This window comes from Rhizobium sp. R635 (assembly GCF_002211285.1).
Taxonomy (GTDB): Bacteria; Pseudomonadota; Alphaproteobacteria; order Rhizobiales; family Rhizobiaceae; genus Rhizobium.
The window spans coordinates 385106-397443 of the sequence record NZ_LOKX01000001.1 but is presented as its reverse complement, the minus strand read 5'-3'; the positions used below and the strand labels follow the sequence as shown (position 1 = coordinate 397443).

15 protein-coding genes are annotated in these 12338 nt (G+C 62.3%); 6 read left to right on the top strand and 9 right to left on the bottom strand.

Translation table 11 applies throughout. From position 1 onward, the window contains the following. Position 1: 1 nt before the first annotated feature. Entirely contained in the window at positions 2–229 is a 228-nt protein-coding gene (locus tag ATY78_RS01870) for a DUF2007 domain-containing protein (protein ID WP_088680631.1), read from the bottom strand. A 108-nt stretch (positions 230–337) separates the two neighbouring features. On the opposite strand from ATY78_RS01870, the gene ATY78_RS01865 reads away from it, so the two are divergent. The 4 genes from ATY78_RS01865 (at position 338) to moaB (ending at position 4768) form a co-directional block, all read left to right on the top strand. Next, positions 338–1354, top strand: coding sequence for a polyprenyl synthetase family protein (locus tag ATY78_RS01865; protein WP_088680630.1), 1017 nt, complete (start codon positions 338–340; stop codon positions 1352–1354). A gap of 133 nt (positions 1355–1487) precedes the next feature. Further along, on the top strand, positions 1488–3320 hold the full coding sequence (locus ATY78_RS01860; protein ID WP_088680629.1) for a tetratricopeptide repeat protein: 1833 nt from the start codon (positions 1488–1490) through the stop codon (positions 3318–3320). A gap of 12 nt (positions 3321–3332) precedes the next feature. Continuing rightward, positions 3333–4217: a 4-(cytidine 5'-diphospho)-2-C-methyl-D-erythritol kinase gene (locus ATY78_RS01855; RefSeq protein ID WP_088680628.1), complete on the top strand. Its 885-nt coding sequence runs from the start codon at positions 3333–3335 to the stop codon at positions 4215–4217. Continuing rightward, entirely contained in the window at positions 4217–4768 is a 552-nt protein-coding gene (gene moaB / locus ATY78_RS01850; protein ID WP_088680627.1) for a molybdenum cofactor biosynthesis protein B, read from the top strand. The genes ATY78_RS01855 and moaB overlap by 1 nt, the downstream gene beginning before the upstream one ends. 6 nt (positions 4769–4774) lie before the next feature. Here the strand turns inward: moaB and ATY78_RS01845 are convergent, their stop codons facing one another. After that, complete coding sequence (locus ATY78_RS01845) at positions 4775–5089, bottom strand: hypothetical protein (protein WP_088680626.1); 315 nt, start codon at positions 5087–5089, stop codon at positions 4775–4777. Between the two features lie 166 nt (positions 5090–5255). Further along, a complete protein-coding gene (locus ATY78_RS01840) occupies positions 5256–5774 on the bottom strand; it encodes a glycosyltransferase family A protein (RefSeq protein ID WP_088680625.1) in 519 nt (172 codons plus the stop codon). A gap of 140 nt (positions 5775–5914) precedes the next feature. Between ATY78_RS01840 and ATY78_RS01835 the strand changes: the two genes are divergently transcribed. Both ATY78_RS01835 and ATY78_RS01830 read left to right on the top strand, forming a co-directional pair. Continuing rightward, a complete protein-coding gene (locus ATY78_RS01835) occupies positions 5915–7072 on the top strand; it encodes a PA0069 family radical SAM protein (protein ID WP_088680624.1) in 1158 nt (385 codons plus the stop codon). A 166-nt stretch (positions 7073–7238) separates the two neighbouring features. After that, the gene (locus ATY78_RS01830) at positions 7239–7928 is read left to right on the top strand and encodes a ribonuclease HII (RefSeq protein WP_088680623.1); all 690 of its coding nucleotides are present in this window, start codon (positions 7239–7241) and stop codon (positions 7926–7928) included. Between the two features lie 224 nt (positions 7929–8152). Here ATY78_RS01830 and ATY78_RS01825 read toward each other — a convergent pair whose 3' ends face one another. The 6 genes from ATY78_RS01825 to ATY78_RS01800 all read right to left on the bottom strand — a co-directional run bounded on the left by ATY78_RS01825 (position 8153) and on the right by ATY78_RS01800 (position 12248). Next, the gene (locus tag ATY78_RS01825) at positions 8153–8644 is read right to left on the bottom strand and encodes a F0F1 ATP synthase subunit B (protein ID WP_088680622.1); all 492 of its coding nucleotides are present in this window, start codon (positions 8642–8644) and stop codon (positions 8153–8155) included. Positions 8645–8647: 3 nt separating this feature from the next. After that, on the bottom strand, positions 8648–9271 hold the full coding sequence (locus ATY78_RS01820) for a F0F1 ATP synthase subunit B (protein ID WP_088680621.1): 624 nt from the start codon (positions 9269–9271) through the stop codon (positions 8648–8650). Positions 9272–9349: 78 nt separating this feature from the next. After that, the gene (locus tag ATY78_RS01815; RefSeq protein WP_088680620.1) at positions 9350–9577 is read right to left on the bottom strand and encodes a F0F1 ATP synthase subunit C; all 228 of its coding nucleotides are present in this window, start codon (positions 9575–9577) and stop codon (positions 9350–9352) included. Positions 9578–9645: 68 nt separating this feature from the next. Further along, positions 9646–10398 carry a F0F1 ATP synthase subunit A gene (locus tag ATY78_RS01810; RefSeq protein WP_088680619.1) on the bottom strand — a complete coding sequence of 251 codons (753 nt, stop codon included), beginning with the start codon at positions 10396–10398 and terminating at the stop codon, positions 9646–9648. Between the two features lie 63 nt (positions 10399–10461). Then, positions 10462–10800, bottom strand: a complete 339-nt coding sequence (locus tag ATY78_RS01805) for an AtpZ/AtpI family protein (RefSeq protein WP_088680618.1) — start codon at positions 10798–10800, stop codon at positions 10462–10464. A 272-nt stretch (positions 10801–11072) separates the two neighbouring features. Further along, positions 11073–12248: a cell wall hydrolase gene (locus ATY78_RS01800; protein WP_088680617.1), complete on the bottom strand. Its 1176-nt coding sequence runs from the start codon at positions 12246–12248 to the stop codon at positions 11073–11075. Between the last annotated feature and the right edge of the window lie 90 nt (positions 12249–12338).

The window sequence follows — 12338 nt, the reverse complement described above, 5'->3', positions numbered from 1 at the left end:
CTCACTTCTTCTCGCGCAGTTCGCCGCCGAGACCGGCGTCGATCAGGATGCGGCGCGCCTGATCGGCCATCTCCTCGTCCACCAGGAGGCGGCGCGGCAGCATGCCGAGCGAGCCTTCGAGCACGCTCATGCCCTGATCGGCGATGAAGCAGTGAATTCCCGCATCCTTCATCAAGCTCTCGGCAAAAGAGAGAAGAACAGCGTCGTTGGCGCGGATAAGTTCATGCATTTGCCGTCGTTTTCCTTCCAATTTCGCCCAGCGCGACAATTCACCCCTTGCCGCGCCCATCGCCCCTTTCTATTGTCAGCCGTAATGAATGAACAGGAGTCCGGGTCGTTGGGCGTGGTCATACCGCTTGAAGAAAGCAAAAACAAACTGGCATCCATAAAGCCATTGGTCGATCTCACCAAGGCCGACATGGAGCGGGTGAACCAGCTCATTCTATCCAAGGCCGGCTCCGACGTGCAGATGATCCCGGAGGTCGCCAACCATCTGATCTCATCAGGCGGCAAGCGGCTGCGGCCGATGCTGACGCTGGCTAGCGCCTCGCTGTTCGATTACAAGGGCGAAAATCACGTCAAACTCGCCACATCGGTCGAATTCATGCACACGGCGACGCTGCTGCATGACGACGTCGTCGATGAAAGCGACCTTCGCCGCGGCAAATCGACGGCGCGCATGATCTGGGGCAACCAGGCTAGCGTGCTGGTCGGCGACTTCCTGCTCGGCCAGGCCTTCCGCATGATGGTCGATGTCGGCTCGCTCGATGCCCTCGACGTTCTGTCCTCTGCGGCTTGCGTGATCGCCGAAGGCGAGGTGCTGCAGCTCTCCGTCGCCAAGAACATGGAGACGACCGAGGATGATTACCTCGCCGTCATCCGCGCCAAGACCGCCGCACTCTTTGCCGCCGCCGCGGAAGTCGGGCCGATCGTCGCCGAGGCCGGCAAATCCGGCCGCAACGCACTGAAATCCTATGGCATGAATCTCGGCCTCGCCTTTCAGCTCGTCGACGACGCGCTTGATTACGGCGGCAAGGCAGCCGATCTCGGCAAGAATGTCGGCGACGATTTCCGCGAGGGTAAGATCACCCTGCCGGTCATTCTCGCCTATCGCCGCGGCACCGAGGACGAGCGCGCCTTCTGGCGCGATGCGATCGAAGCCGGCAACAGCACCGACGCCAACCTGGAAAAGGCACTGGGGCTGATCACCAAATACGGCACGCTCAGCGATACGATCGGCCGGGCCGTTCATTACGGCACGATCGCGCGGGACGCGCTCGCACCGCTTCCCGACACGGTATGGAAATCCGCCCTGATGGAAGTGATCGATTTCTGCATCGAGCGCGTCAACTGATCAAACGTCCTCGATCGAAGTCTGATTTTCTTGCGGCGCCGCTTCAAAAAAGCCATCCTGTTATGAATCAGTGATCGCAACTGATTTTGCGACCGGCGCCTTGGCCGGGACGCTCTCGAAGAAAGGTTTCCTAATGCGGCAGAGACTGGCCATCCGTCTTCTTACGAGCGCAGCGCTGGCGGCGGTTCTTTCGCTCGGCGGTGTCGGCGGCGTGAGTGCCGAGGATGCGGCCAAGGTGGGCGATGCCGCCAAGGCCGAAAGCTTCGATGCCGACAGCGTCACCACCTTTTCCGGCGCCTTCCTTGCCGCGCGCACGGCCGATGTCGATCACGATTACGAAACGGCGATCGAACTCTATAAGAAGGCGCTGCAGATCGAGCCCGGCAATCCGGAGATTCGCCAGCGGCTGATGATTTCGCTGCTGCTCAACGGCGACATCAAGGATGGCGTCACTTATGCCAACGACCTGAAAGGCGATCCATCCGTCGAGCGCATAACAACGATCGTGCGCGGCATGGATGCCGTGCGCCGCGGCGACTACAAGACCGCCGAGGCGATCCTGAAATATAAGGGTCCGAACGATCTCGACCGGATGATGAACGACCTTCTGCTCGCCTGGGCCCGCGTCGGCGCCGGCCGCGGCAAGGACGCGCTCGCCATGGTCGAGAAGATGAAGGGGCCGGACTGGTTCCGCATCTTCCAGAACTACAATGCCGGTGCGATCGCCATCGTCGCCGGCGACGTGAAATCCGCCCGCCAGCATCTGAACGATGCCGTGCTCGACAAGGAAGGCGGCGCAACGGCGCCCGACACCTTCATGCGTGCTGTCATGGCGCTTGCCCGCCTGGAAGCCGCGCAGGGCAACAAGCAGAAGGCGCTCGACGCCGTTTCCGTCGGCGACAACCTGCTGCCGAACTATGCGCCGCTGAACGCGCTGCGCGACAGCATCGAGAAGGGCGAGAAGCAGGAACAGCAGGTCAAGACGGCCGAAGAAGGGGCTGCCGGCGTGCTCTTCTCCGTCGGTGGCGCGCTGAACCGCGACGGCGCCGAGGACATCGTCTCGCTCTATCTGCAGACGGCCAATGCGCTCGATCCGAACAGCGCCGATACGCTGGTGCTGCTCGGCGGCATCGCCGAAAAGCAGAACCAGATGGACCGCGCCATCGCGCTCTACAAGAAAGTGCCGGAGAATTCGCCGATGCGGCGCATCTCCGAGCTGCAGCTCGGCCTTGCCCTTGCCCAGGGCGGCAAGGTGGACGAGGCGCGCAAGCATCTGCAGGCGCTGATCGCCTCCGACCCGAAGGACATCCGCAGCTACCTCGCCTATGGCAGCGTTCTCTCCGACGCCAAGGACTACGAGGCGATGGCTGCCAACTACGACAAGGCCGTCGAAATGATCGGCCCCTTCCCCGGCCGCCCCAATTGGAGCGTCTTCTTCCAGCGCGGCATCGCCTATGAGCGGCTGAAGAAGTGGGATCAGGCGGAACCGAATTTCCGCAAGGCGTTGGAACTCAACCCCGATCAGCCGCAGGTGCTGAACTATCTCGGCTATTCCTGGATCGACATGAACAGGAACCTCGACGAAGGTCTCGGCATGATCAAGAAGGCCGTCGACCTCCGCCCTGACGACGGCTACATCATCGATTCGCTCGGCTGGGCCTATTTCCGCCTCAACCGCTTCGACGATGCCGTCGACGAATTGGAGCGGGCGGCGCAGATCAAGGCCGGCGACCCGACGATCAACGACCATCTCGGTGATGCCTACTGGCGTGTCGGGCGCAAGCTCGAGGCCGCCTACCAGTGGAACCGGGCGCTGAGCTCCGAGCCTGAAGCCGCCGAGATCCCCAAGATCAAGGACAAGATCGCCAACGGCCTGCCTCCCGTCAGCGACGATGCCAAGGCGGCCGACAAGAAGCAGCCGGACCCGGCGCCCGTCACCCCGCCGCCGGTCGACAAGAAATCCTGACGGACCCGACGCATGCCTGAGGAAGGCTTGGCCGACGCTTTCGGCGTCACCGAAGAGGCGCGCGCGAAGATCAACCTGGCCCTGCATGTGACGGGCCAGCGGCCGGACGGCTATCACCTGCTCGATATGCTGGTGACATTCGCGGATTGCGGCGACCGGCTGGGTTTCCTGCCTGCGCAGGCCGATGCCTTCACCCTGTCGGGCCGTTTCGGCGAAACGCTTGCCGGCGACGGCGGCGCCAACCTGGTACTCAGAGCGCGCGATCTCCTGCGCGAAGCGGTCGGCGCCCTTGCCTTCCCCGTCCACATCCACCTGCAAAAGAACCTGCCAATCGCTTCCGGCATCGGCGGCGGCTCGGCCGATGCGGCTGCGACGCTGCGCGGGCTGATGCGCCTCTGGGGCACGAGGCTGCCGGTCGAGACGCTTGCCGCGCTGGCGCTGAAGCTCGGCGCCGATGTGCCGATGTGCCTTGAGAGCCGGCCGCTGATTGCCCGCGGCATCGGCGAGGATATCGAGCCCATACCCGATCTGCCAGCCTTTGCCATGGTGCTTGCCAATCCGCTGAAAGGCGTCTCGACGCCCGAGGTTTTCCAGCGGCTGACAACGAAGAACAATCCGGCCCTGAAACTCACGCGAACCGCCGGCTGGCTCGCGGCAATTGCCGATGCCCGCAACGACCTGGAGCCGCCGGCGCGCGAACTCGTGCCTGAAATCGCCGAAATCTCGGCGATGCTGCAAGCCCGCGGCGCACTCATGGCCCGGATGTCCGGCTCGGGCGCCACCTGTTTCGGGATCTTTGCAACCATGGCCGAGGCGAAGGACGCGGCGGCGGGTCTTCACGGCGAGCGGCCCGACTGGTATTTCCAGGCGACGGAAACGATCCCGGGAGGCGCGTGATGGCAGGTCTGGACGAAAAGCGGCCCTTTATCGCGGTCGGCATCGCGGTTCTCACCGTCTCGGATACGCGCACGCCGGAGACCGACAAGTCGGGTGATACGCTGGCAGCGCGAATCGCCGAGGCGGGCCATAGGCTTGTCGACCGGGCGATCGTGCCTGACGACCGGGAAAAGATCGCCGCAAAGGTCAACGCCTGGACCGAGCGTGACGAGATCGACGTCGTCATCACCACGGGAGGCACCGGCTTTACCGGCCGCGACGTGACGCCCGAGGCGCTGGAGCCGCTGTTCGAAAAGCGCATGGACGGTTTTTCGGCCGTCTTCCACCGCATCTCCTATGAGAAGATCGGCACGGCGACGATCCAGTCGCGGGCGACGGCGGGTGTTGCCAACTCCACCTTCATCTTCGCGCTGCCGGGTTCGCCCGGCGCCTGCCGCGATGCCTGGGACGGCATCCTGAAAGCTCAGCTCGACTATCGCAACATGCCGTGCAATTTCGTCGAGATCATGCCGCGCCTGGATGAACACCTGAAACGCGGCGCGGCGAAATAGAAGGCTCTATGTTGCAAGGCCCGGCAAGGTGGGCATCGTTTCCCAGCTGTCACCCGACAGCAGAATGCAGCTTATGCCGTGAACATCCGTTACGACGAGCGTCCAGGTACCGCTTTCGGCGGCATAGACCTCGAGAACGGCGTTCTGGTTGACCAGCCCGACCGCTGTCAGTTTTTCAGCAAAATTCCTGTCGAGGAAACTGACGACATCGGATCGGCCTGCGCAACTGAGCATCGTCTGCGATGCTGCCGGATGCGGATGCGCGATCATCGATATCGGCACTATGACGGCCAGCAGGCCGTAAATCATACCGCGTACCACGACGCACCTCCTTTCGCCGGGACCCCGGCAGAAGAGGAGATTTCCGCTGACCTGTTCTGCCGTCCACCGGCATTCCATGGCCATCCGTTACGAAGCGAGGCGCTTCGGCGGCGCCATGGCGAAATTATAGCGCGAAATCGTATTGGGCGCCATCTTTACGCGACGTCTATCGCGCTGCGCGGGCGACCCAGGAAGGAATCAATTCGCTCACGAGCTTGCGCGGCTTCTGACCCTTGACGAAGTCGGCAAGTGGCATGCCGCTTCTGGCGGCGGCGAGCGCATGGTTCTTCGGCATCAATAAACCAAGTTCCAGTGGCGGCCGGGCGCGCGCGACGCGCTGGAAGAACGGGCGTCGATAACCACGTGAGGCGGTAAAGCGGGCCGGCGTCTTGTTCAGCGCCACATACTCGGCGATCTCATCGATCCAGCCGGCCTGCGGCCTTGCCCCCGGCTCGACGAAGAGCAGCCATTCACCGCGGGCCGAGCGAACGATGTCCTTGATATCCCATTGTGAATGGAAACGGCAACCGGCCGCATCCGCCACCCGTGAAGTGCCGTCGCGCGAACCATGGTCGAGCACGATCACATCGCTGACGAGCCCTTCCACCGCGCCTGCCACGAGCACCGATAAAGTCTGCGCCAGTTCGGATTCCTGATCCTGGCATTCGAGAACAACAGTCAACATCGACTATTCATAATGCGCCGCACAATTTTTTTCCAGCACCCTTTTCCGCATTTTGTTCTTGCATTGTTCTCGTTTTGACGATAGGAATTTAATCATCAAAACGGGCGGAGGCAATGGCTCTTCCGCCGCGGGAGAATCCGATGAGAGAGCAGTCCCTGGCAGGGCAGGCCGCATTCGCGCCTGCCAATACGGCAGATATTGCCGATGCGATGATCGTTTCCTCCGGCCTCAGGATCGAGGTCGATCGCCGGCGCGGCCGTGGCGCGGGCTTGAACCCGACAGGGCGGTTCGAGGCGCTGCAGCGGGAGACCTTCGACGACGGCTGGCAGACGCTGGAAGAACTGCCTCCTTTCAAGACGGACGTGCAGGTCGAAAAACCCCGCACGGCCATCACCCGCAATGAATCGCCCGATATTTCCTTCGATCGCTCGATCAATCCCTATCGCGGCTGCGAGCACGGCTGCATCTATTGCTTCGCCCGGCCGACCCACGCCTATATGGGGCTCTCCGCGGGGCTCGACTTCGAGACGAAGCTCTTTGCCAAGCCGGATGCGGCAAAGCTGCTGGAGCGGGAACTCGCCAAGCCGGGCTACAAGGTGCGGGTGATCGCGATCGGCACCAATACCGACCCCTATCAGCCGATCGAGAAAGAATGGCGCATCATGCGCGGCATCCTCGAAGTCCTGAACAAGGCGAACCATCCGGTGTCGATCGTCACCAAATCGGCAATGATCCTGCGCGACCTCGACATTCTACAGGAGATGGCGGCTAAGAACCTGGTGCGCGTCGGCATCTCGGTGACGACGCTCGACCGCAAGCTCGCCCGGGCAATGGAGCCGCGCGCCGCCACGCCGCCGCGGCGCCTGGAGACGATCCATGCGCTTGCCGAAGCCGGTATCCAGACGGCTGTCATGGCCGCCCCGCTCATCCCGGCGCTGAACGATCACGAATTGGAGCGCATCCTCGAATCGGCGAAAGCGGCCGGCGCTGCCGAGGCGAGCTACGTCATCCTCAGGCTCCCTCTGGAAGTCAGCCCGCTCTTCCGCGACTGGCTGCTGCAGCATTATCCCGATCGTTACCGGCATGTGATGTCGCTGGTGCGTTCGATGCGCGGCGGCAAGGATTACGATGCCGAATTCGGCAAACGCATGAAGGGCGCCGGCCCTTATGCCTGGCAGATCGCGCGCCGCTTCGAAATGGCGGCGAGACGCTTCGAACTGACGCGGCGCAGCGTGCCGTTGCGCGACGATCTGTTCGTGCCGCCTGATGGCAGCGGGGTACAATTGTCGCTGCTCTGATTTTTCAGGCTTGCGCATCGGCTTCTCGATAAAACCGCCCTGTTTTCGAGCCCGAGCGCAATTCCCGCGGATGGCCCTGACCGCCACCATCCGCCGGACCGTCCCCGGCCGCCGCCCTGATCCGGGGACTTGCGGGAAATCGGGTTGGCGTGCGAGGTTCAGCCGCATGAAACGTCGCACGCCACCCGATTCTCCCCTGCTTTTCGACACGGTCCCGCTCGTGCCGGATTTCAAGCTCGAGCTCAAAGCCCGCAAGGCCGGCCACTGGCCGGTCGCCGGAGCCGACGAGGCAGGCCGCGGGCCGCTGGCCGGGCCTGTTGTGGCCGCTGCCGTCATCCTCGATCCCAAGCGCATCCCTGAAGGTCTCAACGATTCCAAGCAGCTTTCCGCGCAGCGGCGCGAGGAACTGTTCGTGCAGATCCTTGCGACGGCGACCGTCTCCATCGCCTCCTCCAGCTCGACACGCATCGATGAGACGGACATTCGCAAGGCGAGCCTCGACGCCATGCGCCGCGCCATCTGCAGCCTCGCCATTCCGGCAAGCTACGTGCTGACGGATGGGCTCGACGTGCCGCCCGGCCTCGACTGCCCGGGACAGGCCGTGGTCAAGGGCGACGCCCGCTCGGTCTCTATCGCCGCCGCCTCGATCGTCGCCAAGGTGACGCGCGACCGGATGATGGCGCGGGCGCATGCCGTGTTTCCCGACTACGGTTTTGCCGCGCATGCGGGCTACGGCACCGCGCAGCATCGCGCCGGCATCGAGAAACACGGCCCCTGCTCCCTGCACCGGATGAGTTTTAGGCCATTGCGGAAAGTCGAGGGCGGTCCTGAGATGGACGAGCTGATCTCGGAATAAGTCGTCAAGAAAAGATCGGCATATCCCACCTTTAAATTGGCGATCAGCCCCTCATCCGCCTGCCGGCACCTTCTCCCCGCATGCGGGCCGAAGGTGCCGGTGCAGGCGGATGGGGCAGCTCGGCGGATCAAGGCGCCGCACGCGGCCGAGTAAAGGACAAACTCTTCCACAAAGACAAAAGGCCGGGACATGCCCGGCCTTTCCTTCATTCCATTCAATACCGCTCAGTTGAGCCGGGTCTTGACCTGGCCGACGGCGTTGCCGAAGAGTTCGGACTGGACCTTGCCGTCCGCCTGCTTGGCGAGCACCGTTTCGGCGGCTGCGATCGCCAGATCGACTGCGGCGGAGCGGACCGCCTTCATCGCATCGGCTTCGGCCTGCTTGATCTTCTGCTCGGAAAGCGCCGTGCGGTTGGCGACGAATTCTTCCGTCTTCTTCTTCGCCTCAGTGGTCAGCATTTCGGCTTCGCGCTCGGCGGCCGCAACGATGTGGGCCGCTTCTGCTTCAGCTTCCTTGCGCTTGCGCTGGTATTCGGCAAGCAGATGCTGGGCCTCTTCGCGCAGGCGCTTGGCTTCGGCCAGCTCGTTGCGGATCTGGTCGGCGCGGTCATCAAGCGACCGTGCCATCATGCCCGGAACCTTCAGATAAACGACCAGCGCGAGGAACAGGACGAGGCCGACGAAGGCGAAGAAAGTAGCGTCAAAGTGAAATTCCATCGATCAAGCCTCCTTCTTGGCGGCCGCGACGGCGGCGGCGACATCTGCCTTGGCGGCAGTGCCACCAATCAGCTGTTCGACGACGGCAGCGGCCGTTTCCTCGGCAATGGTGCCGACGTCGGCGAAAGCCTTCGCCTTAATCTCGGCGATACGGGCTTCGGCAGCCTTGATCTTTTCCGACAGGCTGGCTTCGACAGTACGGCGATCCTCGTCGGCCTTGGCCTTGGCGGCGTCGCGCGCGGCAGCGCCGATCGCATTCGACTTGGCGCGGGCAGCGGCCAGTTCGCCTTCATAGGTCTCGACGGCAGCGTCGGCTTCCGCCTTCAGGCGGCCTGCTTCTTCCAGATCCTGGGAGATGCGCGTGTGGCGCTGATCGAGGATGGCCCCGATGCGCGGCGCGATGACCTTTTGCATAAGGAGGTAGAAGACGCCGAACGTGATCACCAGCCAGAGCAGCTGGGATGCGTAGGTCGTCGAATCAAAGGGCGGGAACGGGCCGCGGGCGTGTTCGCCTTCGGCAACGCCGGTCTCGGTATGGACCTCGCCTGCGGCCGGAGCGGCATGCGCATCCGTGCCGGTCGCTGCCGCCGGTGCTTCTTCAGCGTAAGCCGGGGTCACAAAAAACATGCTCACCTCCAGGTGGACTGCAAATGCAAAGGATCACGGCTTGCGGTCAGCAGGCCGTGATCCATCTATTCGCCGATATCAGACGGCGAAGAGGAGGAGGAGAGCGACGAGCAGCGAGAAGATGCCCAGAGCTTCCGTAACGGCGAAGCCGAATACCAGACGGCCGAACTGGCTGTCAGCGGCAGACGGATTGCGCAGTGCGCCGGACAGGTAGTTGCCGAAGATGTTGCCGAGGCCGAGAGCCGTACCGGCCATACCAAAGCAAGCCAGGCCTGCACCGATGTACTTTGCTGCTTCCGCTTCCATGTTGAACTCCTTTGAAATGGTTGTTGCGGCGAATGACTGACGCCCTGGAGACGTCGATGTCGTTATCCTTAGTGCCCGCCCGGGTGGATTGCGTCGTTGAGGTACATGCAAGTCAGCACCGCAAAGACGTAAGCCTGAAGGAAGGCGACGAGGAACTCGAGACCGGTCAGGGCGACGGTCATGATGAGGGGAAGAACGGCTCCGCCGACACCAACTGTACCGAGAGCTCCAAGCGAGACTACGAAGCCTGCGAACACCTTCAGCGTGATGTGACCGGCGAGCATGTTTGCGAAGAGACGAACGGAGAGCGATATCGGGCGGGACAGGAAGGAAATGATTTCGATCGCGACGACCAGCGGCAGCAGAATGCCCGGCACGCCCGAGGGCACGAAGACATTCAGGAAGTGGAAGCCGTGCTTATAGAAACCGTAGACGAGAACCGTGCCGATCACGAGAATTGCCAGCGCGAAGGTGACGATGATCTGGCTGGTGATCGTGAAGAAATAGGGGAACATGCCGAGCAGGTTCGCCGTCAGGACGAACATGAAGAGCGAGAAGACCAGCGGGAAGAACTTCATTCCCTGCTTGCCCGCGCCTTCCTTCAGCATGCCGGCGATAAATTCATAGGACATTTCCGCGACCGACTGCGAACGACCCGGCACGATGGCCCGGTTCGAGGTCGAGAAATACAGGAAGCCGGCGGCGACAGCAGCCGAAGCGGCCATGAAGAGGGATGCGTTGGTGAACGAGAAATCAATTCCGCCGATTTCGATCGGCACAATCTTCTGGATCAGGAACTGATGAGTCGGATCGTTAGACACCGCAGGTTCTCTCTTTTTGGCCCGCAGGACGCGGGATCATTGCACTGGACCGGGAACCGGTCCTTATTTCTTGCCGTCCTCGCGGTCCAGGGGGTGAGACACCTTTCCCGCAGAACGCAACACGTTCAGAACGCCGGCACAGAATCCGAGAAGCAGAAGAACAATCAAACCCCAAGGCGCCGTGCCGACAAAACGGTCGAGGACATAGCCAAGCAAGGCACCGACGACGATGGCGGAAATGAACTCGCTGGAAAGCTTCATCGCCTGGGCATAACCTTTACGGCTTTCCTCGGCGTTGGCTTCCCTGGCCCTGTCCTCTCCTGCCTCGACACGCTTGGTCGCGAGTTCCGCTCCCAGTTGCGCACGGCGCTTTTCAAGACTTTCCTCGCGGTCGTCCGCCATGGATCTCTCCTCGCCTGCCCGTCGCCCGCACTCCCGCTACCCCGGTCATTCGGACTCTGGACGCGAAGGTTGAGAACCTTCCGGCCCGTTCTGAAGTCGCGCGCAACATAGTTTTAGGGATTAGTATAGTCAAGGCGTAGACAGCTTCTGTCCAGCCAGAAAAATAATTCCGTCGAATCAAGATGTTAGGTCGATTTCCGATCGAACGTGCAAATTCGATTGAAAGAATCCGCTTTTCCCGGCCGAAAAACGGCTTGGCCAGGCGGTTTTTCTCAGCTCCAGCCGCCGCCATAGGTGCGATAGAAGACGTGGAGACCGATGCGACCGACCTTTTCCATGGTCTTTGCCCATTTCGGGCGAACGTAAACGGCGTGGTAGTGCGTCGCCGAGCCCACCTGCGGCAGCCAGATCTTGCCTGCCGTCACCGCCATCGCCACGTCGCGGGCGACCCGCCAGTGATATTCCGAATTCACCCGGTCCTTGATGCTGTCGCAGGCGAAGGAAAACTGGCAGCGGTTGCGCCAGTCCTCGTTCTGATAGACGACGCCGCAGATCGTTTTGGGATAGGCGGGGTTGCGAACACGGTTGAGGATCACCTGGGCGACCGCCGCCTGGCCTTTGACCGATTCGCCGCGGGCCTCGAAATAGATGCCGGAGGCAAGGCACTGCTGCTCGCGGGCGGAAAAGACGTCCGGCGAAAGTACGCTTGCTGCCCAGGCGTGATCGCGCGGGCCGATCTCCGGCACGAAGCGGCCGCTGTCCTGTTCGGCCAGGATCGAATCGAAGGGCGACTGTCGGGAATAGTCCGGCGCTGCCGGCGCATAGGCGGTGGCAAGAACATCGGCCTTGCTGCTGGTCACGAGACTTGCGAGCATCGCCGGCACGCCCCTATCGATCACAACAGGCTGCTTCTTATAGAAAGATGTGGCGATCTCGATTTCCTTGCCCTGGATCTTCGGCTTGACGAAAGCCGACCTGTCCTTGAGATCGAAGCTCGGGGTGAAGAGCATCTTCGTACGCTCCAGGATGGAGCCGGCGGAAAAATCCTTCGGCGGCTGCATCTTCTCGACGGCGACGACGCGGCCTTTCTTGGTGCCGCGGTTGACGCGATCCTCGTCCGGCGTCGCCTCGTGGCCCTTGTCCTTGGCAGTAAAAGCAACCTTGCGGCCATCCGGCAGCACCATGCCGGCGCCTGAAGAGATCGAACCCGTCACCGCCGGATCGGCAAAAGCCAATTCGGCCTGATGGATGGAGCCGGCCGGCGAATTGGTCAGCACCATGCGCCAGTTCTCCCCTTCCCGGTCGAGACCGGCAAGCATGGCGGCGAGATCGGCATGGGATGCGACGCTCGGAAAAATCAGCCAGCCGGCGAGCCCGAAGATGACAGGCGACACCCAGTTCTCGGGAAGAAGACGCAGCTTGCTACGGGAAGAGCTCTTTCGACGCAACACGAACTCCGGGCATGGGACGCGGGAACATTCCCCTATAAATCCCGCATTAACCTTGATGTCTGGTTAACGGAGCGTGCCGGAATGTGA